The organism is Saccharothrix deserti (assembly GCF_009769385.1).
Lineage (GTDB): Bacteria > Actinomycetota > Actinomycetes > Mycobacteriales > Pseudonocardiaceae > Actinosynnema > Actinosynnema deserti.
Genome location: NZ_VKAB01000033.1, coordinates 41,397 through 67,084 on the forward strand (window position 1 = coordinate 41,397; position 25,688 = coordinate 67,084).

General features: G+C 70.8%; 24 protein-coding genes. 11 read left to right on the forward strand and 13 right to left on the reverse strand.

What is annotated here, in order from left to right:
- Positions 1 to 38: 38 nt before the first annotated feature.
- The 5 genes from FM051_RS38155 to FM051_RS38175 form a co-directional block, all read right to left on the reverse strand.
- A complete protein-coding gene (locus FM051_RS38155) occupies positions 39 to 623 on the reverse strand; it encodes a TetR/AcrR family transcriptional regulator (RefSeq protein WP_238412951.1) in 585 nt (194 codons plus the stop codon).
- The gene (locus FM051_RS38160; protein WP_158851987.1) at positions 620 to 2,515 is read right to left on the reverse strand and encodes a YhgE/Pip domain-containing protein; all 1,896 of its coding nucleotides are present in this window, start codon (positions 2,513 to 2,515) and stop codon (positions 620 to 622) included. Before FM051_RS38160 ends, FM051_RS38155 begins: the two co-directional genes overlap by 4 nt.
- Positions 2,512 to 3,150 (reverse strand): hypothetical protein, encoded by a 639-nt coding sequence (locus tag FM051_RS38165; RefSeq protein ID WP_158851988.1) that lies wholly within the window; start codon positions 3,148 to 3,150, stop codon positions 2,512 to 2,514. The genes FM051_RS38160 and FM051_RS38165 overlap by 4 nt, the downstream gene beginning before the upstream one ends.
- 124 nt (positions 3,151 to 3,274) lie before the next feature.
- A complete protein-coding gene (locus FM051_RS38170) occupies positions 3,275 to 4,198 on the reverse strand; it encodes a GNAT family N-acetyltransferase (RefSeq protein ID WP_158851989.1) in 924 nt (307 codons plus the stop codon).
- A 10-nt stretch (positions 4,199 to 4,208) separates the two neighbouring features.
- On the reverse strand, positions 4,209 to 5,042 hold the full coding sequence (locus tag FM051_RS38175) for a class I SAM-dependent methyltransferase (protein ID WP_158851990.1): 834 nt from the start codon (positions 5,040 to 5,042) through the stop codon (positions 4,209 to 4,211).
- Positions 5,043 to 5,233: 191 nt separating this feature from the next.
- On the opposite strand from FM051_RS38175, the gene rpsA reads away from it, so the two are divergent.
- The 3 genes from rpsA (at position 5,234) to coaE (ending at position 8,694) form a co-directional block, all read left to right on the forward strand.
- On the forward strand, positions 5,234 to 6,727 hold the full coding sequence (rpsA, locus tag FM051_RS38180) for a 30S ribosomal protein S1 (RefSeq protein WP_158851991.1): 1,494 nt from the start codon (positions 5,234 to 5,236) through the stop codon (positions 6,725 to 6,727).
- Positions 6,728 to 6,861: 134 nt separating this feature from the next.
- Positions 6,862 to 7,473 (forward strand): hypothetical protein, encoded by a 612-nt coding sequence (locus FM051_RS38185; RefSeq protein ID WP_158851992.1) that lies wholly within the window; start codon positions 6,862 to 6,864, stop codon positions 7,471 to 7,473.
- Between the two features lie 48 nt (positions 7,474 to 7,521).
- The gene (coaE, locus tag FM051_RS38190) at positions 7,522 to 8,694 is read left to right on the forward strand and encodes a dephospho-CoA kinase (protein WP_158851993.1); all 1,173 of its coding nucleotides are present in this window, start codon (positions 7,522 to 7,524) and stop codon (positions 8,692 to 8,694) included.
- Positions 8,695 to 8,737: 43 nt separating this feature from the next.
- Here the strand turns inward: coaE and FM051_RS38195 are convergent, their stop codons facing one another.
- Both FM051_RS38195 and FM051_RS38200 read right to left on the reverse strand, forming a co-directional pair.
- On the reverse strand, positions 8,738 to 9,256 hold the full coding sequence (locus FM051_RS38195) for a ribonuclease FAU-1 family protein (protein ID WP_158851994.1): 519 nt from the start codon (positions 9,254 to 9,256) through the stop codon (positions 8,738 to 8,740).
- A gap of 136 nt (positions 9,257 to 9,392) precedes the next feature.
- The gene (locus tag FM051_RS38200; protein ID WP_420803652.1) at positions 9,393 to 9,932 is read right to left on the reverse strand and encodes a ribonuclease FAU-1 family protein; all 540 of its coding nucleotides are present in this window, start codon (positions 9,930 to 9,932) and stop codon (positions 9,393 to 9,395) included.
- Between the two features lie 81 nt (positions 9,933 to 10,013).
- Between FM051_RS38200 and FM051_RS38205 the strand changes: the two genes are divergently transcribed.
- Together FM051_RS38205 and uvrB are read left to right on the forward strand one after the other, a co-directional pair.
- Positions 10,014 to 11,321 (forward strand): DUF5685 family protein, encoded by a 1,308-nt coding sequence (locus FM051_RS38205; protein ID WP_158851995.1) that lies wholly within the window; start codon positions 10,014 to 10,016, stop codon positions 11,319 to 11,321.
- A 63-nt stretch (positions 11,322 to 11,384) separates the two neighbouring features.
- Positions 11,385 to 13,544, forward strand: coding sequence for an excinuclease ABC subunit UvrB (uvrB, locus tag FM051_RS38210; protein WP_158851996.1), 2,160 nt, complete (start codon positions 11,385 to 11,387; stop codon positions 13,542 to 13,544).
- A gap of 289 nt (positions 13,545 to 13,833) precedes the next feature.
- On the opposite strand, the gene FM051_RS38215 is transcribed toward uvrB, so the two are convergent.
- Positions 13,834 to 14,226, reverse strand: coding sequence for a hypothetical protein (locus tag FM051_RS38215; protein ID WP_158851997.1), 393 nt, complete (start codon positions 14,224 to 14,226; stop codon positions 13,834 to 13,836).
- Between the two features lie 57 nt (positions 14,227 to 14,283).
- Between FM051_RS38215 and FM051_RS38220 the strand changes: the two genes are divergently transcribed.
- Complete coding sequence (locus FM051_RS38220) at positions 14,284 to 14,676, forward strand: MmcQ/YjbR family DNA-binding protein (RefSeq protein ID WP_158851998.1); 393 nt, start codon at positions 14,284 to 14,286, stop codon at positions 14,674 to 14,676.
- Here FM051_RS38220 and FM051_RS38225 read toward each other — a convergent pair.
- From FM051_RS38225 to FM051_RS38235, 3 genes are all read right to left on the reverse strand, one after another.
- Positions 14,628 to 14,999, reverse strand: coding sequence for a VOC family protein (locus tag FM051_RS38225; RefSeq protein WP_158851999.1), 372 nt, complete (start codon positions 14,997 to 14,999; stop codon positions 14,628 to 14,630). The two genes, FM051_RS38220 and FM051_RS38225, sit on opposite strands and share 49 nt — an antisense overlap.
- 96 nt (positions 15,000 to 15,095) lie before the next feature.
- On the reverse strand, positions 15,096 to 16,022 hold the full coding sequence (locus tag FM051_RS38230) for an ABC transporter permease (protein ID WP_158852000.1): 927 nt from the start codon (positions 16,020 to 16,022) through the stop codon (positions 15,096 to 15,098).
- A complete protein-coding gene (locus FM051_RS38235; protein WP_158852001.1) occupies positions 16,019 to 18,880 on the reverse strand; it encodes an alpha/beta fold hydrolase in 2,862 nt (953 codons plus the stop codon). The genes FM051_RS38230 and FM051_RS38235 overlap by 4 nt, the downstream gene beginning before the upstream one ends.
- A 318-nt stretch (positions 18,881 to 19,198) precedes the next feature.
- Between FM051_RS38235 and FM051_RS38240 the strand changes: the two genes are divergently transcribed.
- The 5 genes from FM051_RS38240 to FM051_RS38260 all read left to right on the forward strand — a co-directional run bounded on the left by FM051_RS38240 (position 19,199) and on the right by FM051_RS38260 (position 24,216).
- Entirely contained in the window at positions 19,199 to 20,209 is a 1,011-nt protein-coding gene (locus FM051_RS38240) for a TerC family protein (protein ID WP_158852002.1), read from the forward strand.
- A 53-nt stretch (positions 20,210 to 20,262) separates the two neighbouring features.
- Entirely contained in the window at positions 20,263 to 22,173 is a 1,911-nt protein-coding gene (locus FM051_RS38245; protein WP_158852003.1) for a S9 family peptidase, read from the forward strand.
- Positions 22,174 to 22,246: 73 nt separating this feature from the next.
- Positions 22,247 to 22,930, forward strand: a complete 684-nt coding sequence (locus FM051_RS38250; RefSeq protein WP_158852004.1) for a Crp/Fnr family transcriptional regulator — start codon at positions 22,247 to 22,249, stop codon at positions 22,928 to 22,930.
- Positions 22,931 to 22,988: 58 nt separating this feature from the next.
- Entirely contained in the window at positions 22,989 to 23,582 is a 594-nt protein-coding gene (locus FM051_RS38255) for a nucleotidyl cyclase domain-containing protein (RefSeq protein WP_238412952.1), read from the forward strand.
- Between the two features lie 67 nt (positions 23,583 to 23,649).
- On the forward strand, positions 23,650 to 24,216 hold the full coding sequence (locus FM051_RS38260) for a GNAT family N-acetyltransferase (protein WP_158852005.1): 567 nt from the start codon (positions 23,650 to 23,652) through the stop codon (positions 24,214 to 24,216).
- A gap of 5 nt (positions 24,217 to 24,221) precedes the next feature.
- Here FM051_RS38260 and FM051_RS38265 read toward each other — a convergent pair whose 3' ends face one another.
- Positions 24,222 to 24,878 carry an RES family NAD+ phosphorylase gene (locus FM051_RS38265; RefSeq protein WP_158852006.1) on the reverse strand — a complete coding sequence of 219 codons (657 nt, stop codon included), beginning with the start codon at positions 24,876 to 24,878 and terminating at the stop codon, positions 24,222 to 24,224.
- Positions 24,879 to 25,018: 140 nt separating this feature from the next.
- Positions 25,019 to 25,603 (reverse strand): DNA-binding protein, encoded by a 585-nt coding sequence (locus tag FM051_RS38270; RefSeq protein ID WP_158852007.1) that lies wholly within the window; start codon positions 25,601 to 25,603, stop codon positions 25,019 to 25,021.
- Between the last annotated feature and the right edge of the window lie 85 nt (positions 25,604 to 25,688).

The window sequence follows — 25,688 nt, forward strand, 5'->3', positions numbered from 1 at the left end:
CGGCGACCCGGTGGAGCACCGCTACCGGTGATCGGAGCTCACGGCCGCAGACCCCGGACCAGCGACAACACCGACTCGCGCACCTCGGCGAGGCTCCGCTCGGGCTGGAACACCTGCCAGTCCAGCGCGATCACCAGCAGCGTGCCGAACAACGCCGCCGACGCCGTCCCGACCTGCACGCCGTCGGGCAGCCGACCGGCGTCGGACAGCCGCTGCATCTGGCCGCGCACGATGGACACGATGTCGTCGCGCAGCAGGCTCAACGTGCCGTGCCACTGGCCGGGCGTGCGCCACAGCTCGGACACCAGCAACTGCCCGAACGCCGGGTACTCGGCGAAGAACCCGAGCATCCCGTCCACCAGCGTCGCCATCGCCGAGGACGTCTCGTCCTCCTCCTCGGCAACTCGAAGCCGGGCGGCCAGCAGGTCGACACCGTGCCGCAGCAGCGCGTCGACCAGCGCGTCCTTGCTGGCGAAGTTGTAGTAGACCGTCCCCTTCGCCACCCCGGCCTCGGCGGCGATCTCCTCCACCGTCACGCTCGCCGCACCCCGTTCACCGACCAGCCGCAGCGCGGCGTCGAACAGCTTCTGCTTGGTCGCCGCGGTGCGACCGGGGCGGGTCACAGCACCAACTCGGGCTTGAGGCGAGACGGGGTCCACACCCGCTGCTTGTACGCGGCGAGCGTCGCCAAGGCAAGGCCCGCGACGAGGTAGCCGACGAGGATCAGCGCGTCCCGGCCGACGCCGCCCAGCGACCCGCCGTACATGAGGTGCCGCAGCCCGTCCACGGCGTAACCCATGGGCAGCCCGTGGTGCAGCGGGTACAGCGGCACCGGGATGGTCTGCCACGGGAACGTGCCGCCCGCGCTGACCAGCTGCAGGATCAGCAGCACCAGGCCGATGAACTTGCCGACCGCGCCGAACAGGGCGTTCAACGCGTGCAGCACCGCCACGAACGTCGCCGACACCAGCAGCAGGAACCCCAACGTGCCCAGCGGGTGCGACGGCCGGATGTCCACCACCAGCGTCACCACGGCGAACATCACCACCACCTGCGCCGCACCCAGCAGCACGCCGGGCAGCCACCCGCCCAGAGCCACCCGCAACGGCGACCGCCCGCCCGCGAGCCCACGCCGGGACAGCGGCCTGAGCAGCAGGAACAGCACGAACGCGCCGATCCACGTTGCCAACCCGAGGAAGAACGGCGCCAGACCCGCGCCGTAGCTGCCCGCGGACGTCTGGCTCACCCCGCGCACGTTCACCGGGTCGCCGATGGTCTGCGCGGTCGACTCACGGGTCGGGTCGTCGGGGTTGGGGATTTCCGAGACGCCCGCGGCCAGCCCGTCGCGCAACTGGTTCGACCCGTCCACCAGCTGCTTCTCGCCGTCGCGCAGCTGACCCGCGCCGTCGCGCACTTGCACCGCGCCGGACGCGACCTGTGCCGCGCCGTCGTTCAGCCTGGTGACGGCGTCGGTCAACGCGGGCGTGCTCGCGGCCAGCTGTGCCGCGCCGTCGGACACCTGCTTCGCGCCGTTCGCCAACGTCCGCAGCTGCCCGGCCGCGCCCTGGACCTTGCCGTTCGCGTCGTCCACGGGCTTGCGGACCTCGCCCAACGCCCCGAGCACGCGTTGCACTTCTTCGTCGGAGAACCCGAGCGCACGCAGCCGCGTCGCCACGTCCCCGTTCACCGCGTCCAGCCGGTTGACCAGGTCCTGGGCCTTGACGGCGTAGTCCTCGGCGGTCTGCGCGACCGTCTCGTTCCCGTCGGCGACCTGGCGAGCGCCGGACGCCAGCTGCTGCGCCTTCACCGGCAGGTCGGAAGTCGAGTCACGCAACTGCCTGAGACCGGACGACACCCGGGAAGCGCCGGAAGCCAGGGAAACGCTGCCGTCCGCGAGCTGCTGCGCCCCGTTGTAGGCGTCCTGCTGGCCGGTGGCGAGCTTCGTCGCGCCGTCGGCGGCCTCGGCGGTCTTCTGCCGGATCGTGGAGAAGCCGAGCAGCAGCTTGTCCGCGGCCTCCGCGCCGACCTTCACCGACACCGACCGGCGCACCTCGGCGACGACCTGGTCGGCGATCGTGGAGCCCAGGTAGTTGTTCGCGTCGTTGGTGGTCAGCACGATGACGCCCTGGCGGGGCGTGAAGTCGCCGGACGACAGCAGGGCCTGGGAGAAGTCCTCGGGCAGGGTCAGCGCGAACGTGTAGGTCCCGTTGCGCACGCCCTCCTCGGCCTCCGCCGCGTCCACCCGGTGCCAGTCGAACTTGTCGCCGTTCACCAGCTCCTCGGCCACGTCGTGGCCCGCGTCCAGGCGCGTGCCGTCGCTCGCGGTCGCGCCCTTGTCCTCCACGACCAGCGCGGCGGGCACCTGGTTGAGGTGCGCGTACGGGTCTTTGTTGGCGTACAGGTACAGCGCCGCGTAGAGCAGCGGCACCAGCGTCAACGCCAGCACCGCCAGCTTCGGCAGCTTGCCGGAGGTGATCCGGCGCAGCTCGTTGAACGCCATCCGGACGGCGGTCACTCGGACTCCTCGGGAACGTTGTCCGCGCCGATCCGCGCGGCGGGGGCGTCCAGCGCCTCACCGGAAAGGACGGACGCGCTGGTCGTGGTGCAGAGGGCGATCACGGACCGGTCGGGTGTCACGTGCCCGCGCGCCAGCTCCCACCAGCCCTTCGGGTCGCCGTGGTAGCGGTCGGGGCTGTCCAGCACGAGGGTCGTCGCGCCGGGGCGGCCGGCGGCCAGCTCCAGCATCAGCGCGCACCGGGTGGCGGCCGGGACCTGCTCGAACCGGTGGTCCAGGTACTCGTCCGCACCCCGCCCGACCAGCCAGTCGGCCACCGCCTTGCGGCCGCTGCGGGCGCCGTTCATGGCCAGTTCCTCGCCGACCACGCCGGCCAGCGTCAGCGACGCCTCGGGCTCGGTGACGTCGGGGGAGTCCACCAGCACGACCCGTTTGCGCAGCTCGGCGGGCGAGGGGGAGACGTCGCCGGTGCTCGGGCGCATCCGCCCGGACAGCACCAGGCCGAGTGCGGTGTGGCCCGCGCCGGGGTCGCCGGCCACCAGCACCAGCTCACCCGGCTTGACCAGCAGGGACGTCGGCTTCAACAGCGGGCCGTGCGGCCCGGTGACGCCGACGCGCCGAGCGTGGATCTCCACTGCGGGACCTCCTTTGAACTGACCGGTCAGTTCAAATAGTGGTCCGGCAAGTGTCGGATCGCAACTCGATGGGGGTGTGACATGGCACGCTGCCGGCACGAACGGTGCAAATCGTGCGAACGGCCTAGCGCAGCGCCCCGGCGGGGCGCACCTCCCACATCGTCCACAGTGGACGGTAACCCTGACGTGGCCAGAACACCGACGAGAGCGGGTTCGGCGGGTTGTAGTAGAGGTAGGTGCCCACCGTGCCCAGCCGCTGGAACTCGCGGTGCGCGTGCGCCATGAGCTGGCGGCCCACCCCGGTGCCCCGCGCGCCCGGCAGCACCGACACGCAGTTGACGTAACCCCAGCGGCCGTACGGCAGCCTGGTCGCCGTCCAGTTGCCCGGCTCCGACGTCACCAGCGCGCACTCGGCCAGCGCCACCGCGATGCCGTCCCGCTCGGCCAGCCACGCCGGACTGCCCGCGGCCAGCCGCTCGGCCAACGTCCGCCGCTTCAGCTCCACCGCGTCCGGCCGGTGCACCGTCGAACCCACCATGGACGAGTAGCGCAGCTCGACCAGCGCCAGGTTCAGCACCGTCTCCAGGTCCGCGATCGTGGCGCGGCGGATCGTCGCGGCGCCCGTCACCGGCGGGGCGGGCGCCTTCCGGACGGCGATCACGGTCAACGGCACCAGGCCGTGGTCCAGCAGCGCCCTGGTCGCCTCGGCGTCACGGCTCGGCCAGGTCAGCACGCACGCCGAGTCGCGCTCGGCCGGTCCGAGCAGGTCCAGCCGCTTGCGCCAGGCGCGCAGCAGCGCGTCCATGCCCGCCGCGCCGGAGGCGCCCAGCAGCGGCGTCAGCTCCCACACCTCGGTGGCCGACCAGAGCCGTGCGGGCGACCGCCGGTCGTGCACCTGGCGGTTCAACACACCCGCGACCCTCGTGCCGTCCGGCAGCGCCGCGGTGATGACGTCGCCGTCCGGCGGCGCGCCCACCGACGGGAGCAGGGGGTCGACGCGCGCGAAGCGCGCGGTCTGCGCCTCCATCAGCCCTTGACCGACGGTCATGCCAGGCAGGCTACGTCCTCTTTCGGGTGCGGAAGATCGCGGTGCCCGGGAACAGCCTGCCGCGCAGCGGGCTCCACTGGCCCCACGTGCGGGTGTGCCAGGCGGGCCACTCCGGCTCCACCACGTCCACCAGCTCCAGGTCCGCGCCGACGAGCGCCCGCACGTAGTCCCCGGTGGTCCGGTGGTGCTCCACGTACGTCGCCCGACCGGTGTCGTCCACCTCCACGTACGGGGTGCGGTCGAAGTACGACTGCGTGACGGTCAGCCCGCCAGGCCCCGGGTCGTCCGGGAAAATCCACCGGATCGGGTGAGTTACCGAGAACACCCACGGCGCGCCCGGCCGCAGCACCCGCGCCACCTCGCCGAACACCTCGCCCACGTCCGCCACGAACGGCACCGCGCCGAACGCCGAGCAGGCCGCGTCGAAGCTGTCGGACGCGAACGGCAGCTGGTCCGCGCTGGCCTGCACCAGCGGCACGGCCACGCCGGTCGCCTCGTTCGCCGCCACCGCGTGCCGCAGCATCCCGGCCGAGATGTCGAACGCCACCGCGTGCGCGCCCTGCGACGTCAGCCACCTGGCGCACGGCGCGGAGCCGCAGCCGACCTCCAGCACCCGACGTCCGCGCAGGTCACCGAGGTATCCGGCGTCCTCCTCGCGGACGCCCTCAGGGCACCAGACGAAGTCCGCCGCGCCCAGGAAGTCGCCGTGTTCGGCGTGGTAGTCGTCCGCGTCGGCGTCCCACCAGATCCGGTTGGCCGTCCGCGACTCGGCCGCGTCGACGCCCCGCTTGGCGATGCCGGTGGTGCCGAGCGCCAGTTCCGCGCTCGCGTGCTGGTCGGACACACTGCTCCATTCAAGGGTGCCGGTTTGCCCGGTAGACGCCGATCCGCGTACGATATCGCCCGCGTAGTGGGTTCGCGCTGTCCTGCGATCGGTGATCACACGGTGAGTCGGTCTTCGTGGTGGGGCGTGCCCTCCGCGTAGCGTTGAACCCGCAGGCCTAAACCCCAATCCGTACCGGAGCCACCTACCTAATGTCCACCGACACCACCACTGTCCCGGTTGCCGCTGCGCCGAAGCAGGTCGCTATCAACGATATCGGGACGGAGGAGGACTTCCTCGCAGCCATCGACAAGACCATCAAGTACTTCAACGATGGCGATATCGTCGAAGGCACCATCGTCAAGGTCGACCGGGACGAGGTCCTGCTCGACATCGGCTACAAGACCGAGGGCGTCATCCCCTCGCGCGAGTTGTCGATCAAGCACGACGTCGACCCCAACGAGGTTGTGAAGGTCGGTGACGAGGTCGAGGCTCTTGTCCTCCAGAAGGAGGACAAGGAAGGTCGGCTGATCCTCTCCAAGAAGCGCGCGCAGTACGAGCGCGCCTGGGGCACCATCGAGGCGCTCAAGGAGAAGGACGAGCCCGTCAAGGGCACCGTCATCGAGGTCGTCAAGGGTGGCCTCATCCTGGACATCGGTCTGCGCGGCTTCCTCCCCGCCTCGCTCGTCGAGATGCGTCGCGTCCGCGACCTCCAGCCCTACGTGGGCCGCGAGCTCGAGGCGAAGATCATCGAGCTGGACAAGAACCGCAACAACGTGGTCCTGTCCCGCCGCGCGTGGCTGGAGCAGACCCAGTCCGAGGTGCGCAGCGAGTTCCTCAACCAGCTCCAGAAGGGCCAGGTCCGCAAGGGCGTCGTGTCCTCCATCGTCAACTTCGGTGCCTTCGTGGACCTGGGTGGCGTGGACGGCCTGGTGCACGTCTCGGAGCTGTCCTGGAAGCACATCGACCACCCGTCCGAGGTCGTCGAGGTCGGCCAGGAGGTCACGGTCGAGGTCCTGGACGTCGACATGGAGCGCGAGCGCGTGTCGCTGTCGCTCAAGGCGACGCAGGAAGACCCGTGGCGCCAGTTCGCCCGCACCCACGCGATCGGCCAGATCGTGCCGGGCAAGGTCACCAAGCTGGTTCCGTTCGGCGCGTTCGTCCGGGTGGACGAGGGCATCGAGGGCCTGGTCCACATCTCCGAGCTGGCCGAGCGCCACGTCGAGATCCCGGAGCAGGTCGTGCAGGTCGGCGACGACGTCATGGTCAAGGTCATCGACATCGACCTCGACCGTCGCCGGATCTCGCTGTCGCTCAAGCAGGCCAACGAGGGCTTCACGGTCGACTCCGAGTTCGACCCGACCCAGTACGGCATGGCCGCCGAGTACGACGACCAGGGGAACTACATCTACCCCGAGGGCTTCGACCCGGAGACCCAGGAGTGGCAGGAAGGCTTCGACAAGCAGCGCGAGGAGTGGGAGCGTCAGTACGCCGAGGCCCACACGCGCTACGAGGCCCACATGAAGCAGGTCGCCAAGGCCGCTGCCGCCGAGGAAGAGGCTGCCGGGGAGACGAACTACTCCTCCGGTGGCGAGGCTCCGGCCGCCGCGTCCAGCAGCACGGGCGCCCCGGCCCAGGCCGGTGGCACCCTGGCGAGCGACGAGCAGTTGGCGGCGCTCCGCGAGAAGCTGTCGGGCGGCGCCTGAGCAGCACCGGCCGGCGGCACCTCGTCGGCTGACTGAAAGACCACGATCGCCCCCTGCCGAACACGGCGGGGGGCGATCGTCGTTCCACGCCGTCGCCGTGCGAAGTCGTTGGGGTGCGCTAAGTTGAGAGACCTATGAGCGTGCGGACGATGGTGTTGGCGGCGGTAGTGGTGGTCGTGTGCGCGGCGTGCTCGACCGAGAAGTCGCCGCCCGCGGCGCCGCCGCAGATCCCGACGATCCTGCCGCCCACGACGATCACCCGCGTCCCGCAGATGGTGGACCGCCCGCTGCCGGACGACTGCGAGCTGATCGTCCCGGTCGACATCCTGCACCAGCGCCTGGGCCGTGAGCTGCCCGGCGAGCTGCAGACCATCGTCGGCATCCCCGAACCGTCCCTCGGTCGCACCGCGAAGATCGACTGCTACTACGGCATGGAACGCCAGCCCCTCGCCGCCGCACCGGTCATCATCGGTCTGGCCACCTACGTGGACGAGCCCACCGCCGCCGGCCGGGTCGCGGACAGCATCGCCGCCGAACGCCAGGAAGGCGCGACCGTCACCCAGGTGGACGTCGGCAAGCAGAAGGCGTCCCTGGTCAGCACCAAGGACGAACGGCTGCTCATGGGCTCGCTGGGCAAGACGACGTTCGTGAGCCGCGCCAAGGTCGGCGTCGTGCCGGACGACCTGGTCGGGATCTTCCTCGCCGCCCTCGCCCAGCAGGCCATGACGCCTCTCGAGGACTCCTGAGGGTTGTCGAGGACGCCTGAAGATCCTTCGCATGGCAGGCTGGTCGCCATGTTGCGCGTGGGACTCTCCGGGGGAATCGGGTCGGGCAAGTCGACGGTGGCGGGCAGGCTCGCCGAACACGGTGCGGTGGTCGTCGACGCCGACCGGCTGGCCCGGGAGGTGGTCGAACCCGGCACCGACGGCCTCCGGGAGATCGTCGAGGCGTTCGGCCCGGACGTCCTGCACGCGGACGGCGCGCTGAACCGGCCCGCGCTCGCGGCGAAGGTGTTCGGCGACCCCGAGGCCCTCGCCACGCTCAACGGCATCACGCACCCGAAGATCGCCGCCCGCACGCGTGAGCTGATCGCCGCCGCGCCCGAGGACGCGATCATCGTGCACGACGTGCCGCTGCTGGTGGAGAACGACATGGCGCCGCTCTACCACCTGGTGCTGATCGTGCACGCGGACCTCGACCAGCGGCTCACCCGGCTACGCGACCGGGGTGTGGCCGAGGAGGACGCGCGCAAGCGCATCGCCGCGCAGGCCGACGACGAGCGCCGGCGCGCGGTCGCGGACGTGTGGCTGGACAACTCCGGCACACCCGATCTGGTGTTGGCGCAGGTCGACGCGCTGTGGGCGGACCGGCTGGTGCGCTACGAGTCGAACATCCGGCTGCGCCGCTACGCCTCCGGTCCGCCGATCGTGGTGCCCTACGACGAGACGTGGCCGGTGCAGGCGGAACGGGTCGCGGCACGCATCCGGCTGGTCGCCGGCGGTCGCACGGTCGAGCACATCGGCTCCACGTCGGTGCCCGGTCTCGCGGCCAAGGACGTGCTCGACTTCCAGTTGGGTGTGAAGTCGTTGGACGAGGCCGAGGAACTGGAGGACGCGCTGGCCGCGGCGGGTTTCCCCGGCATCGGCATCAGCGAGGACACCGTGAGGCACGAGGGCGACGCGCCGGAGCTGTGGCACAAGCGGGTGCACGCGGGCGCGGACCCGGGACGGCGGGTCAACCTGCACGTGCGGGTGGAGGGCGGTCCTGGGTGGAACTGGGCGATGCGGTTCCGCGACTGGCTGCGTGCCGACGAGGGGGCGCGGAAGGAGTACGAGGCGGTCAAGCTGGAGCTGTCCGAGAAGCACAAGGGCGACGCGGACGGTTTCGCCTACGGCGAGTCGAAGGAGCCGTGGATGGCCGCGGCGACCGCGCGTGTCGATGCGTTCTACCGGGACGGGCGGTCCTGACCGGACGGGCGGCTCTGACCGGGACGGGCGGTTCTAAACGGTTCTAGAGGGACGGCCACACGTCGAAGATGCCCCGGTGGGTCAGCCACGCGCCGAGGTCGTGCCGGTGGAGGCTGATCTCCTCCAGGGTGCGGTGCACGGTGCGCAGCGCCTGGTCGGCGTCGCCGGGTGCGAGGACGCGTCCGGCGACGGCGGCGGCGAACTCCTCGGAGCGCACGATCCGCGCGGTCGTGCCGCCCGGCACGGCCAGGCCCAGCAGCAGGTCGGTGGTGCGCCACGAGCGGCCGTCGCGCTGCACGCGGACCGCGCTGAGCACGCTCGGACCGCTGCGGGCGTGTCTCGAACGAGGCCGGTAGTGCGTCAACCGGAGCCCCAGTTCGGGCATCAACCAGGTGACCTCGGAATCGGAGAACGGGTCCTCCGGGGTGGGGCATTCGAGCCTCAGACCCCAGTGCTCCACCCGACAGGTGGACAGGTGCCGCGACATCCCGCTGGAGTAGCTGCGAACTGCGCTGACGGTGTCGACCACGTCGACCAGCTGAGGTGTGATGACCGCTCCCACACGACCCGAGGGTAGCCGCAAGTGTGCACCGGGTAACTGTGCGGGTTGATTCGTTATGTCACGGTCTGTGTGGTACGCGGTCTCTATACGGTGACGGACTCGGATGGCGGTTGACCAGCGACTGTGACCGTCTGTATTACTGCCGACGCCACGTGGTGATCGTTCCCAGGGACGCCAGCCACCGCACCACGTCGTGACCGTGCGCGGCGATGCCCGCCACGGCGCGGTAGGTCGTCTCCAACGCCCACTGCGCCCGGTCCGCCTGGATGAGGCCCAGGTCCAGCGCGGTCAGCAGCTCGTCGGTGTCCAGCACGGTGACGCTGCGGCCGGTCCGCACGAGCAGGTCCAGGTACAGGTCGATCGTCTTCCACACCGACCCGCTGGAGCTGATCTCCACCACGTCCACGTACAGGTCGTAGTCGCGCTCGTGGCCGGGGTGCCAGGACTGCCGGGTGACGCGCAGGCCGTGCGCGGGCAGCAGCCAGGACTCGAAGTGGGACAGGTGCGGGTGTCCGGACACCGGGCGGAACATGTAGAGGCCGTCCTGGGTCAGCCGGTACTCCTCGACCCCGCGCAGGTAGCCCTTGGGATCGGTGTTGCTCTTCGCGTCGAGGTCGAAGTACTCGATCTTCGGCGGGTGGATGTGCATGCGGGTCCCGGCGGTACTCGACGTCACAGCGCCGACCTTAGGCATCGACATGGGCGGATTACCCCATCCTGTCACCCGAAAGGAGGATGATCGCTTACTCTTCCCGCCATGTTCGGCATCATCCGCCCCTGTCGCAACCGTCTGGGCCCTGAGCTGCGCGAGTCGTGGCTGGCGCACCTGTGCGGGCTCTGCCTGGCGCTGCGCGACGACCACGGCCACATGGCGCGCGTGGTCACCAACTACGACGGTCTGGTGATCTCCGCTCTGGTGGAGGCGCAGGCGGGGCGGTCGCGGCGGGCGGCGGGGCCGTGTGCGTTGCGCGGGATGCAGTCGGCGGACGTGGCTGTGGGGACGGGCGCGCGTTTGGCGGCGTCGGTGTCCCTGGTGCTGGCCTCGGCGAAGGTCGGGGACCACGTGTCCGACGGCGACGGGGTGTTCGGGCACGCGCCGATGCGCGGTGTCGGCAGGCAGGTGGCGCGGCGGTGGGCGGCACAGGCCTCGGCCACGGGGTCGGATCTGGGGTTCGACACGGCGGTGCTGGTGGACGCGGTGCGGCGGCAGTCGTCGGTCGAGGCGGGGGCCGGGCCCGGTTCATCCGTGCTGGCGGTGACCGAGCCGACCGAGACGGCGGCGGGCGAGGCCGTGGCGCAGACCGCCGTGCTGACCGGGCGTCCGGCGAACGCGGCGCCGTTGCGCGAGGTCGGACGGCTGTTCGGGCGGTTGGCGCACCTGCTGGACGCGGTGGAGGACCTGGAGGCCGACCGGGCGTCCGGTGCGTGGAACCCGTTGGTGGCGACCGGCACCGGGTTGGACGAGGTCCGGCGGTTGTGCGACGACGCGGCGTTGGGCATCGAGCTCGCGATGAAGGAAGTGGAGTTCGCCGACGACCGGCTGGTGCACGTGCTGCTGGTGCACGAGCTGCGGGAGTCGATCCGGCGGGCGTTCGGCGAGGTGCACTCGCATACCCCTGAGCTGCACGCTCCTGAGCTGCACACGCCGCAGCCGCCGCCCGGCTGGCAGCCCCAGCGTGGGATGTACCCGCCGCCTGCTCAGCCGGGTCCTTACGGCGGGCAAGGTCCGTATGGCGGCAGCGTGCCGCCTCCGGGGCCCGTGCCGCCGCCCTCGGCGCCGGGCACCGGTGGGCCGCCGGAGCCGCCTGCGGACGGCAAGAAGCGGCGGAAGGCGAAGCCACCCGGTCCGGGTGGCGGGCTGTGGTTCTGGCCGAAGCTCGTGAAGCCGCCTCGCAGCCGTGGTGTGCTGCTGGGCTGCCTTGCCCTGCTCTACCAGTGCGGCACGTGCCAGTACTGCTGCCGCGACCCGTTCCCGGGACCGTGGAGCGGGAAGTGGCGCGAGGGGTGCTGCAACTGCGACAGCTCGGGCTGCGACAACTGCTCGGGCTGCGACTGCAACTGCTGAGCTTCCGTCGCCCTGACGAGGGGCGATCGGAATTTGTCGTACCCCCGGCGTACCGTTTTACCCGTGGCATTCCCAACCGAGATCCCGGTCAAGGCGCACTCGTCGCATCGTCCCGTCGGTGAGATCCCCCGCACCGACGGGAAGTTCCGAATGGTCAGCGACTACCAGCCGGCGGGCGATCAGCCGGCGGCGATCGCGGAGCTCGAACGGCGCATCCGCGCCGGGGAGAAGGACGTGGTGCTGCTCGGCGCCACCGGCACCGGCAAGTCGGCCACCACGGCGTGGCTGGTGGAGAAGGTGCAGCGGCCCACGCTGGTGATGGCGCCGAACAAGACGCTGGCCGCGCAGCTGGCGAACGAGCTGAAGGAGTTCTTCCCGGACAACGCGGTGGAGTACTTCGTCAGCTACTACGACTACTACCAGCCCGAGGCGTACATCCCGCAGACGGACACGTACATCGAGAAGGACTCGTCGATCAACGAGGACGTCGAACGGCTGCGCCACTCGGCCACGATGAGCCTGCTGACCAGGCGTGACGTGATCGTGGTCGCGTCCGTGTCGTGCATCTACGGCCTCGGCACGCCGCAGTCCTACCTCGACCGGTCGATCAAGCTGGAGGTGGGCGGCGAGGTCGAGCGCGACCTGCTGCTCCGCGCCCTGGTCGACGTCCAGTACACGCGCAACGACATCGCGTTCAACCGCGGCACGTTCCGGGTCCGCGGCGACACGGTGGAGATCATCCCGGCGTACGAGGAGCTGGCGCTGCGGGTCGAGTTCTTCGGCGACGAGATCGACAAGCTCTACTACCTGCACCCCCTGACCGGTGACGTGGTCAAGGAGGTCGACGAGCTGCGCATCTTCCCGGCCACCCACTACGTGGCGGGCCCGGAGCGGATGGAGAAGGCGATCCGCAACATCGAGGTCGAGCTGGCCGACCGGCTGGCCACGCTGGAGCGGCAGGGCAAGCTGCTGGAGGCGCAGCGGCTGCGCATGCGCACCGCGTACGACATCGAGATGATGCGCCAGGTCGGCTTCTGCAACGGCATCGAGAACTACTCGCGCCACATCGACGACCGGGGGCCGGGCACCGCGCCCGCGACCCTCATCGACTACTTCCCGGACGACTTCCTGATGGTCATCGACGAGTCGCACGTGACGGTGCCGCAGATCGGCGGCATGTACGAGGGCGACGCGTCGCGCAAGCGGAACCTGGTGGAGCACGGCTTCCGGCTGCCCAGCGCGCTGGACAACCGACCGTTGACGTGGGAGGAGTTCGCCGACCGGATCGGCCAGACCATCTACCTGTCCGCGACACCTGGTCCGTACGAGATGGGGCAGGCGGGCGGCGAGTTCGTGGAGCAGGTCATCCGCCCGACCGGCCTGGTCGACCCCGAGGTGGTCGTCAAGCCGACCGAGGGCCAGATCGACGACCTGGTGCACGAGATCCGGGTGCGGGCGGAGAAGGACGAGCGGGTCCTGGTCACCACGCTGACCAAGAAGATGGCCGAGGACCTCACGGACTACCTGCTCGAACTCGGGATCCGGGTGCGGTACCTGCACTCGGAGGTCGACACGTTGCGCCGGGTCGAGCTGTTGCGCCAGTTGCGGCTGGGTGATTACGACGTGCTGATCGGTATCAACCTGCTGCGGGAGGGGCTGGACCTGCCCGAGGTGTCGTTGGTCGCGATCCTCGACGCGGACAAGGAAGGGTTCCTGCGGTCCGGGACGAGTCTGATCCAGACGATTGGTCGTGCGGCTCGCAACGTGTCCGGGCAGGTCCACATGTACGCGGACCGGATCACGGATTCGATGCAGCACGCGATCGAGGAGACGAATCGTCGGCGGGCCAAGCAGATCGCGTACAACGAGGAGCGAGGGCTCGATCCGCAGCCGTTGCGGAAGAAGATCACGGATATCCTGGAGCAGGTCTACGCCGAGGCCGAGGACGCCATCGCACCCGGAGGCTCGGGGCGCAATGCCTCGCGTGGGAAGAAGCCCACTGGGGATCCGGGCGCGGGCGGGCGTGGTGGGTCTGGTGTGCTGGCCGGCCGCGACACCGGCACCATGGCCCGTTCGGAGCTGGCCGACCTGGTGCAGCAGTTGACCGACCAGATGATGAACGCCGCGCGTGAACTCCAGTTCGAGTTGGCCGCGCGGTTGCGTGACGAGATCCAGGACCTGAAGAAGGAACTGCGGGGCATGGACGCTGCCGGGGTCAAGTAGTTCCTCTTGCCGACGGTTCCGGGTCCGGCTCATTGCCGGTGGGTTGGGTCCGGCTCGATTTGACATGGGCCCTTACGGGCGCCGGAGGCAGGCCGCAGCCATGTCAAATCGAGCCTCGTCGGCCGCTGACGGTTGGGGTAATCGGTCGGGTGTTCGCCATGTGGGGCATCCTGCCGGCCGGTCGTTGTCGCGAAAGGCGCGCTGAGGTCACTCGACGTCCCGAACGCGCCTTTCGAGGCAACGGGAAGCCGCCGCTGAAGAGGCCTGGTGAACGTTTGTGGTCACGGCACTAGCCAGGTGTGACGGCTGCCCGGACCTTGCCGACCACGGCGTCCTCGGCTGCGCCGACGCGGCCGTCCGCCGAGGCGACCTCCTCGCAGATCGCGAGCACGGCCGAGGGGAACGCGTCCGCCTCCGTCGGCGCCTTCGCGGCGAGGATGGCCATGGAGCGCCGTAGTGCCGCCAGCACGCCGTTCTCCACGTCGGCGGTGGAGCCGGCTGGTAGTTCGGGGCGGGCGGCGCCGAGGACCTGGCGCAGCTGTGGTGAGAACCTGGCCATTGCGCGGATGCCCGCGTGGCTCTCCTCGTCCAGCGCGCCGGGTTCTGCGGTTGACACCAGCACCATTGCGCCGAAGACGGCCGTACGCAGGGTCCGGCTTTCCTCGTCCGTGTAGACAGTCACACGAATAGCCTAAAGGCTGATGCCCGTTGGTGATCCGTCACGAGTGAGAGAGCGGTCATGAAGCTGGACGACGTGATCGAGTACTGCCTCGCCAAGCCCGGAGCCGAGGAGACGTACCCGTTCGGCGACGGGGAGATGTGCTGCAAGGTCGGCGGCAAGATCTTCGCGTTCGTCGGCATGCAGGGTGACAGCATCGGCGTGAAGTGCGGTGCCACCGCCGACGAGGCGGCGGAGTGGCGGGAGCGGTACCCGGACGACGTCGAGGTCAGCGCCTACGTCGGGCGCTACGGGTGGAACCGGGTCCGGATCGACGGGGCGGTGCCTGACGACGACCTGCGGGAACTGCTCGACCACTCCTACGAGCTGGTCGTCGGCAAGCTGCCCAAGTCGAAGAGGCCCGGTCAGTCGCTCTGGAGGATGCCGAACAGGTTGCCCTCGGTGTCGCGGTAGTAGGCGAGCCACCCGACGCCCGGCATGTGGCTCTTCGGCATCGCCACGACTCCACCCACGCCCTCGATCGAGGCGATCGTCGCATCCAGGTCGGGCACCTCGGTCGTCATCACGTACCCGCTCACCGGCCCGTCCGGGGCCGGGTCCGCGCCTTGGCGCGGGAGCAGGCCGCCGTTCACGCCGGGGCCCTCGTTGCCGGTGGTGATGATCCAGTAGTCCTGGTCGCCCCACTGCTTGAAGCTCCAGCCGAACACCGTCTCGTAGAACCGCCGCGCCCTGGCCGGGTCGGCCGCGTAGATCTCGAAGTGCACTGGTCGAGGCATGACGGCACGGTACGACGACCGGCCCGCACCTGCGCGACGAAACGGCGCACCAGCCCCCCGGGGGACGGGTGCGCCGTTTCTCACGGACAAGGCCTCTTAGCTGGTGATGTCCTTGTGCGCGAACTTCCGCGCCGCCAGCAGCGTGAAGAACGCCCCGAACGCCAACGCGGAGAACGTCCCCTTCGCCATCTGCGACCAGTCGACGTCCGACGACAGCAGGTCCACCCACGCCATCGCGTAGTGCGTCGGCAGGTAGTCCCGCAGGCCCTCCAGCGCGGTGATCTGGTCGAGGATCTGCGACAGGATCGACGCCAGCACGGCGCCGCCCACCGCGCCCAGCGGCGCGTCCGTGGACACGGACAGGTACAGCGCCAGCCCGGCCACCCAGAACAGGTGGATCGAGATGTAGACCACCGCCAGCGCGATGCCGTAGACACCGGACCCGAAGGACGCGGCCTCGCCGGTCGGCGACACCGCCTCCCCGGCCCCGTACCAGACGACACCCACGCCGAGCGCCACCGCGGGCAGCAGCGCCAGCGCGAACACCGACATCAGCCCGGACGCCAGCGCCTTGCGCCGCAGCAGCCGGTGCCGGGGGATCGGCGCGGCCAGCAGGTACTTCAACGACGACCACGACGCCTCGGACGCGATCGTGTCGCCGAAGAACAGCGCCACGATCATCGGCAGCAGGAAGCTCCCGCTGACGAACAGCGTCAGGATCACGAAGTTCACGCCGCTGGCCGTGGCCAGGTCGACGAACCCGCCGGACCGCCGGTTCGGCGACGCCTGCCCCAGTTCGAACGCCACCACCAGGATGAACGGCAGCAGCACCAGGAAACCCAGCACCAACTGCGTCCGCCTGCGGCGCAACTGCCGCGCCAACTCCACCCGGACGGGCAACGTCCGGGAGGCCCGGTACCCGACCTTCGACCCGTCCGGCGCGACCGACGACTCCTCGGCCGCGGCCGCGTCGGTCAGGTCTGAGATCGCGGCCGGATCGGTGTGCACACCGTTCTCAGTCATTCGCCCACCAACTCCAGGAACGCGTCTTCCAACCGCCGGCGCGGACCGGCCTGGTCCACCGCAACGCCCGCCGCCACGAGGGCCTGCAACGCCGACGCGCGGGGCGTTCCGTTGAGGCTCGCGTGGACCTGCTCGCCGTCCACGTGCACGTCGTGCACGCCGGAGAGGCCGCGCAGCACGGTGGCCGCCTCGTCGGGCCGGTCGACCTTGAAGCTGGCCTCGCCGCCGCCCGTCGCGATCTCGTCGACCGGACCGGCCGCGACCAGCGACCCCTTGTGCATCACGACCACGTGCGTGCACGTCTGCTCGACCTCGGCGAGCAGGTGGGACGACACCAGCACGGTGCGCCCGGCCGCCGCGTAGCGGCGCAGCACCTCGCGCATCTGGTGGATCTGGGGCGGGTCGAGCCCGTTGGTCGGCTCGTCCAACACCAGCAGGTCCGGCAGGCCGAGCATGGCCTGCGCGATCGCCAACCGCTGCCGCATGCCCTGGCTGTAGGTCCGCACGCGCCGGTGCACGGCGTTGCCCAGACCCGCGATCTCCAGGGCCTCCTCGATGTGCGCCTGCGGAAGCGGTCGGCCGGTGGCCGCCCAGTACAGCCGCAGGTTCTCCGCGCCGGACAGGTGCGGCAGGAAGCCGGAGCCCTCGACGAACGACCCGATCCGGGACAGCACCGGCGCACCGGGGCTGACCCGGTGGCCGAACACCCTGATCCCGCCCTCGGTGGGCTGGATCAGGCCCATCAGCATGCGCAGCGTGGTGGTCTTGCCCGCGCCGTTCGGCCCGAGCAGACCCAGCACCTGGCCGTGCTCCACCCGGAACGACAGGTCCTTCACCGCGGTCAACCCGCCGGGGTAGGACTTGGTCAGGTTCTCGATCACCAGCGGCACCGACTCGAGCGACGGGTCGACGTCCGCGGTCAGCCTGCGGCGGAACCACGCCACCACGGCCGCGATCACACAGATGATCAGCACGATCGCGATGCCCCACAGCGCCGCGGTCGGCACCTCGCTGGTCGCGTTCACGCCCGCCACCACCGGCACCGACAGCGCGGGCGAGGCCAGCGAGATCCGGTACGCGGTGGGCGTCGTGGCGTTCGCGTACGCCATGTCGGTGGTCGACACGACGAGTTGCAGCCGGTGGTCGGCCTCGACCGGGCGCACCGCGCCGGGCAGCGTCACGGTGACGTCGACCGGCGTGCCGTCGGCGGGCAGGTTCGCCACCCGCACCGGCGAGACCGCCGAGCCGGGCAGCGTGCGCACACCGTTCGCGTCGGCGTCGTACAGCTTGACGAACAGCACCGCGCCCTCGGCGGGCACCGGCTGGCCGGGCACGGCCGCGACGCGCAGCCGCACCGTGGACGCGCCGGTCAGCAGGGTCTGCGCGGTCTGCGGCTCGCTCTGGAACACGGCCGCCTGACCGGGCATGTCGATCGACAGCCGCGACGACAGCGAACTGGACGACGCCACCACCGACCCGAGTCCGGGCAGGCTGGACACGGAGGCCGGGTTGCCGCCCGCCGGGTTCACCACGGTCTGCTCGCGGTTGGAGAGCTCGATGTCCTGGCGCTCGGTGGCCGTCGAGCCGTCGAGGCCCGGGTAGCCGGGCGCGACGACGTTGCGCAACGCCGGGGCGCCGCTGCTGCGGAACGCGCCGACCACGGTGTACTCGAATTCGGTGCCGGGGTCGGAGCCCTCGCCCTCCAGGTGGAACGCCATCCAGTCGGCGATCTGCCCGCGCAGCTCGGGGCCGGGCGAGCCGCCGTCGTGGCCGCCCGCGTACCAGACGACCTTGACCTTCGCGCCGTTCGCGGCGATCTGGCGGGCGTTGGCGTCGGCCTGGTCGAGGCCGAACAGGGTGTCCTGCTCGCCCTGCACCAGCAGCGTCGGCTGGGTGATCTTGTTCGTCACCGCCGACGGCGAGGCGCGGCGCAGCACCTCCAGGGTCTGCGGGCCGGCCTTGCCGGTGGTCGCGACCTCGGTGTACGCGGCGCAGACGTCGGCCTGGAAGCGGCCGCACGCGCCGTTCACCGGGCCGGCGGGCCGGCCGTCGCCCTGCTGCTGCGGTGGCGCGGTGACCGCCGCCGCGGCGTTGTTCGCGGCCTGGTCGTCGTCATCGTCGTCGCCGGGCTCGGACGCCTCCCGGCCCGGGTTGGTGCCGTCCGCGCCGGACAGGCCCGCGGAGAAGAAGATGCCCGCCCACGACCGCTTGAACACGCCGTCGTCGGCGAACGCGCCGGCCGCCGGGGTGGAGGTCTGCACGCCGTCGGCGCCCGCCGCGTTCGGCAGCAACGCCTGGCCCAGGTCGTTCCAGGTGATGACCGGGGCGATGGTGTCCACCCGCGGGTCGACGCCCGCCAGCGACAGCGCCAGCGCGCCGCCGTACGAGCCGCCGGTCACACCGACCTTCGGGTCGCCCGCGCCGTCCGTCATCACCTCCGCGCGGGTGGCGAGCCAGTCGAGCAGCTTCTGCGCGTCGCGGACCTCGTGGTCCAGCGAGTTGAGCGCGATCTGCCCGGTGCTGCGGCCGAAGCCGCGCGCCGAGTAGGCCAGCACCGTGAACCCGCGCCGGGCGAGTTCGGTCGCCTGGTCGGCGACGCTCGCCTTGCTGCCGCCGAAGCCGTGCGGCAGCAGGATGGCGGGCGCTGGTGTGCGTTCGGGCAGGTACAGGGTGGTGTCGATCTGCACGGTGCGGTCGCTGTCCGGACTTTCCGGCACGTCGATCACCGCTTCGCGGGTGCTCACCGGGGCGGGGTCGTCTCCCTGGCGCGTCCAGACCACGATGGCGCCCACCAGGGCGACCAGCACGACCAGCGCAGGGAGCGACCACCTACCGCGGAGGCGGTTGAGGGGGGCCACGGAGTTGACCATAGGCGTCGCTTGCTGAGAACGGGCTGTCAGTCGTGATTAGCTGAGAACAGGCTGGCAGCGGGGGTGTCGTGCTCTCAGCGTAACCGGCGTCACCTGCCCCGGTCGGGTGCCTCTGATCACCTCGGCTGGCGCAAACCCGCACTTATGCGTGAGACTGTGGGTTGCGTGGAGGGGAGTACTCCCTCGCGGCGGTGTCGTCAGCACGGAGCCTGGCGTGGGGTTCCCGGTGCCGCCGGTCGGTTCGGTGAATCGGCGGAGGAGACCTCCGGTCATTGGCGTGCGCGCGATGCACCGGAGGTTTATTCAATGTCAGTACCCGTGTGGCTGTGGTTCGCCACGATCGCCGGCCTGTTGGTCCTGTTGGCCATCGACCTCTTCATCGTCGACCGCAAACCACACGAGGTCACCATCGGCGAAGCCGCCCGGTGGGTCACCTTCTACGTGGGCATGGCGGTCCTGTTCGGCCTCGGCATCTGGTACTGGTCGGGTGGCACCTACGCGGGTGAGTTCTTCGCGGGGTACATCACCGAGTACTCGCTGAGCGTCGACAACCTCTTCATCTTCCTGATCATCATGACCACCTTCAAGGTGCCCGCCATCCACCAGCACAAGGTGCTGCTGGTCGGCATCCTGATGGCGCTGGTCATGCGCGGCATCTTCATCGCCGTCGGCGCGGCGGTCATCGCCCAGTTCAGCTGGGTCTTCTACCTCTTCGGGGCGTTCCTCATCTACACCGGCTACAAGCTGGCGCGGACCGACCACAACGAGGAGGAAGAGGAGGGCTACAAGGAGAACGCCGCGCTGCGGTTCGTGCGCAGGGTGTTCCCGGTGGCCGACCGCTACCACGACGCGAAGTCGTTCGTGAAGATCGACGGCAAGCGGTTCGTCACCCCGATGTTCATCGTCATGGTCGCCATCGGCACCACGGACCTGCTGTTCGCGCTCGACTCGATCCCGGCGATCTTCGGCCTGACCAAGGAGCCGTTCCTGGTCTTCACCGCCAACGCGTTCGCCCTGATGGGTCTGCGGCAGCTGTACTTCCTGCTCGGCGGCCTGCTGAGCAAGCTGGTGTACCTGTCGATCGGCCTGTCGGTGATCCTGGGCTTCATCGGCGTGAAGCTGATCCTGGAGGCGCTGCACACCAACTCGCTGCCGTTCCTCAACGGCGGTGAGCCGCTGCACGTGCCGACCATCGGCATCGAGCTGTCGCTGTCGGTGATCGTGGGTGTGCTGGCCATCACCACGATCGCCAGCCTGGTCAAGACGCGGCGCGACCCGGCGCCGGTCAAGCAGGTCGAAGCCAGCGACCATCTGTGAGCGTCAAATTCTCGTGAGCCTTGCTAATGATCATTGCGGTAACGTGCTGAAGCGTGCGCCCCGATGACTTGCAATCGCTGACCCAGCCCGGCTCCGTGTCGGTGCGCGGGGACCTCGTCCTGGTGAACGTCGCCACCCCTGACGTCGCCGCGAACGCCTACCGGGGCGGGCTGCACCGCGTCGCCCTGGACGGAAGCGGGGCACGCCGTTGGACGTGGGCGGAACGCGACCTGGCCCCCCGGATCTCACCGGACGGGCGCTGGGTCGCGTTCCTGCGCGTCACGGAGCGTGGCAAGCCGCCGCAGCTGCACGTGATGCCCGCCGACGGCGGTGAGGCGCGCGGGCTCACCGACCTGAAGCTGGGCGCGGGCGTGCCGGTGTGGGCGCCGGACTCGCGGCGGATCGCGTTCAGCTCGCGGGTGCCCGAGCGCGGCCGGTACGGCTCGCCGGTCGCCGAGGGCGAGGACGCGCCGACGCCGGACGCCGAGGCGCCCCGCCACATCACCCGGCTGGATTACCGGATCGACGACGTCGGCTTCACCGCCGACCGGCACGCGCGGCTGTTCACCGTGGACGCGCTGGACCCCGACGCCGAGCCGGTGGAGCTGACCGACGGCACGTTCTCCGCCGTCGAGCCCGCCTGGACCGCGGACGGCGAGCGGCTGCTGTTCCTGGCCGACCGCGACCTCGGCGCGGCCGAGACGTTCCACAACGACCTGTACTCCGTGCCCGCGTCCGGTGGCGCCCCCGAGCTGGTCGTGCAGAGCCCAGGCTGGACCGCGCACCCGGTCGCGCTGCCCGACGGCGGCGTGCTGTTCTACTCGACCGAGCACGCGCCCGGCACGTCTGGTGTCGCGCGGAACATGGGCCTGTGGCGGTTCGACGGCGAGCGCGCCACCCGGCTCACCGACACCGAGACGGTGGACTGCGAGAAGGCCGCCGGCCCGTCGGTGGTGACCGACGCGGGCGTGCTCGTGGCGGTCCGGAACCGGGGCGCGGTCGAGCTGCGCCGCGTGCCGCTCGACGCCGACAACGCCGTGCTGTCCGACCTGGAGCTGGTGGCGGGCGAACTGGCCGAGGTGAAGTCGTTCGCCGCCGACGGCGACCGGGTCGTGGCCGTGGTGTCCAGGTCGGACAACACCGGCGAGGTCGTGCTGGTGGGCGGCGGCACGTTGACCGACTTCGGCTCGACGGTGCCGCTGCGGCCCAGCCTGGAGCTGACCGGCACGGCCCCCGACGGCTACCCGGTGCACGGCTGGCTCGTGCTGCCCGAGGGCGAGGGGCCGCACCCGGTGCTGCTGGCCGTGCACGGCGGCCCGTTCATGTACCACACCAAGGGGTTCTTCGACGAGGCCCAAGTGTACGCGGCGGCCGGTTACGCGGTCGTGCTGCCCAACCCGCGCGGTTCCGCCGGGTACGGCCAGTCGCACGGGCAGGCCGTGATCGGCGGCTTCGGCACGGTCGACGTGGACGACATCCTCGCCGTGCTGGACGTCGCGCTGGAGCGCCCGGACCTCGACGCCGACCGCGTCGGCGTGATGGGCGGCTCGTACGGCGGGTTCATGACCACCTGGCTCGCCGCGCACCACGGCGAGCGGTTCCGCGCCGCGTGGAGCGAGCGCGCCGTCAACGCCTGGGACTCGTTCTCCGGGTCGTCGGACATCGGCTGGTTCTTCACCGACGCCTACTGCGGGCCGAGCCAGGAGACGCAGCGCGCGATGAGCCCGCTGACCTACGCCGAGAAGATCTCCATGCCGTTCATGGTCGTGCACTCCGAGCACGACTGGCGCTGCCCGCTGGAACAGGCGCAGCGGCTGTTCGTCGCACTGCGCCGCAACGGCGTCGAGGCGGAGATGCTGGTGTTCCCCGGCGAGGGCCACGAGCTCACCCGCTCCGGCAAACCGCGCCACCGCAAGCAGAGGTTCGACCACGTCCTCGCGTGGTGGGCCCGCCACTTGGGCTGAACCGGTCGTAATCCGGGGTCTTCCCCCTCCGCGGGCGGCACACTGGTCCCTCGCGGAGGGAGGACGAACGAGAATGGCGTTCCCATCACCCTGGCCCACCGGCACGTACCTGGAGACGGTGTCCGCCGCCGGTCGGGAGGCGCTGCTGGAACTCGGCGTGCGGAAGGTGTTCCGGCGCGGCGAGGCGCTGGTGCGCGAGTCCGAGCGGTCCGACCACGTGATCCTGCTCGTCCAGGGGCTGGTCAAGGCGACCGTGACGCTGGAGAACGGGCGGGTCGCGCTGCTCAACGTGAAGGTCGGCGGCGACCTGGTCGGCGAGATGGCGTTCCTGACCGGCAAGCCGCGGTCGGCGACCGTGACGGCGTGCGTCGACACCGGCACGCGGGTGATCACCGCCGCGGAGTTCACCGACTTCCTCACCCGGTTCCCGGCCGCCCACTTCGACCTCGACCGGATGATCCTGCGCACGCTGGAGTGGGGCGAGCAGCGCCGCATCGACTTCAACGGCTACCCGGCGTCCGTGCGGCTGGCCCGCGTCCTGGCCTACCTCACCGACGCCTACGGCAACCAGGGCGCCGACGGCATCGCCCTGAAGCTCAACCTGACCCAGGGGGAGATCGGGTCGCTCGTCGGCGTGGAGGAGGACACCGCGCGCCGGGACTTCCGCACGCTGCGCGACCGCGGGGTCATCACCATGGGATACCGGACCACCACGATCGTGGATCGCGCCGTGTTGCGTGAGATCGCCGAATTGTGAAACCGGAAACCCGGTGATCGCCCTACTTCCGATCGCGGACGGGCGGGATGCTCGTCGTGTGACGCTGGAAATGGTGATGCCGCTCCACGGACTGGTCTACCGCCTCGTGGTGGCCGTGGACGTGGAGGGCTACAGCAAGCTCGACGCGCTGGACCAGTCCCTGGTCCAGTCCCGCCTGAGCGACGTGCTGGACGTGGCCGCCCGCAACGCCGGGCTGGACCGCGACCTGTGGTACCGGCAGGTGCGTGGTGACGGCGAACTGGCCGTGCTGCCCACCGACGCCGACGCCGCGTGGGTGGTCGCCCACTTCACCGAGCAGCTCTCGCAGGCCCTGGCGGACCTGCGCGCCGCGGGCACCCCGCTGCGGATGCGCGTGGCCATGCACTGCGGCCCGCTCACCGCCGGCGCGTTCGGCCTCGTCGGCGACGCCCCGATCGTGACCTGCCGCCTGCTCGACGCCAAGGTGGTCCGCGACGCGCTGGCCACCGCCGACAGCGACCTGGTGCTGGTGATCTCGCAGCGCCTGCACGACGACGTCGTGCGCACCCGGTTCCACGACCTCGACCCGACCAGGTTCCGGCCGACCCGGTTCCGGATGAAGAACCAGGTGTACTCGGGCTACCTGTGCGCGGGCGCACCCAGACGGGGTTAGTCAGGGGTTTGTCAACGGTTGACCGAATGGCTAGCGGACGGCGCGGTGCGTGCGGCACGCTCTCCGGATGCAGTGGACCGTGCGGGCCGGAAAGCCCGACGACGCGCCCGAGATCGCCAGGATCAACGTCGATGCCTGGCAGCACTCGTACCGGGGGATAGTGGACGACCCGGTGCTGGACCGGATGCTGCCGGAGAGCAGGCTCCCGGCGTGGGCGCGCGTGCTGCGGCTGCCCGAACCCAGTCGGGTGTTCGTCGCGGTCGAGGAGGGCACCGGCAAGATCGGCGCCTACTGCGCGGTCGACGCGGTCCGCGAGTCCAAGGACGCGCACCCCGACCTGCACACCGGCGAGCTGGTCGCGATCTACGCCGACCCCCGCTACCACGGCCGGGGCGCGGGCCACGAGGTGCACGAGGCCGGTATGCGGCACCTGATGGATCAGGGGTTCCGGTACGCGGTCCTCTGGGTCTTCCAGGACAACGCCAAGAGCCGGGCGTTCTACGAGGCGCACGGCTGGCGGCACGACGGGCTGGTGCACCGGTACGAGCTGGGCGGCCAGGAACTGCCCGAGGTCCGGTACGGCCGGTTCCTCCCGGCGCCCCGCCGGCGCGGCGGGCAGCCGACCAACGTCTGAGCGGCTCACCCGAGCAGGGTGTAGTTCAGCTCCTCGCAGACCCGCGCCAGCGGCAGGTCCAGGCCGGGGTGCTCCAACGGCAGCAGCACGTCCGGCGAGGCGGGCAGCCCCGTGCCGCCGGGCGGGTCCCACAGGCACACCGCCGGGTCGCCGGAGTCCATCGACGACCGGTACCAGAGCCCGTCCAGTTCCGGGTAGGCCGCCCGGATCGCCCGCGCCCACTGCTGCGTCATGGCCTTGGGGCCGGAGCTGATCTCCTGCGAGGCGCCCACCCTGGTCGGCCACAGCCCGGCCAGGTCGAGCAGCCGCAGGGTCCGCCGGGGCCGTAACACCACCAGGAACGGGCTGCGGGTCCGCCGGTCCACCACCGACGTCGCCTGGAACACCTCGGCCACCGACGTCCGCACGGACATCCCGAAGTACAGCACTCCCTGGTCGTGGGCGTGCGTGGGCGACCCGTCAGGGCCGGGCGGCTGGGTGTCGAACCGCGCGTGCGGCAGCGGTCCCGTGTAGCGGAAGCTGTTCCAGCGCTGCGGGTGCAGGCCCTTCGCGGCGAAGATGCGCACCAGCCGGGTCGCGCGGTGCACCGCCACGACGTCCTCGGTGCGGCGCAGGTTCGCCTGGAGCACAGCGGGAGCGGGCGGCTGCGGAAGCCGTGACATTCGCGTCCAAGGTTCTCGGCGACAGGATCAGGCGGGCGACCGGCTCAGGGCGAGCCGCCCAGGGTGACTGGCGCGGGGTGACCGGCGCGGGGGGAGTGGCACAGGGGAAGGGCACAGCGGACCGGCACGGGGTGACCGGTTCAGGCGGGCGTGCCCAGTTGCGCGGCCAGCGCCGCCACCCGGCGCGGTTCGCCGCCCGCCAGCAGCCACTCGCGCGGCGTCGTGGGCGTGCCGTCCACCAACAGGTCCTCCTGCTCGGTCGTCATGAACCCGGCCACCACCAGCGCGGGCTGGTCCGGGGGCACGGCGGCCAGCACGGCCTCCAGCCCCGGCAGCACACCGGTGCCCGCGAACTGCCAGGCGGGCAGCCGCCAGCTGCCCCGGTCCTTCCAGCCGACCAGGCGGCCGACGCCGAGCCGGTGCCGGATGCGGCTGGTGTCCACGCCCAGCTGCCGTGCGGCCTCGGCGACGGTCAGCGCCGAATCGCGCAGCACGGCGTGGGCCACCACGGTCCGCGCCCGACCCTGGTCGTCGGTGACGCGGTGCGGGCTCAGGTCGAGGCCCACGTCGACCAGCGCGTCCCGCTGGTCCGGTGGGAAGTAGCTCGCCGGATCCGGGTGTGGTGGGGCGAGCCTCTTCGCGGCGTCGGCCACGAGCGACAGGAATTCGTCGGGGGTGACCTGCAGACCTGCCTTGGCCAACACCGCCTCCAGCGCGGGACTCATGCGCACAGGGTATCCCGAGCGTGCGCTTCTGTGCGCACAGGTAACCCGATCGTCGGATGTCGTCGACCGAGTGCGCACACTTCGC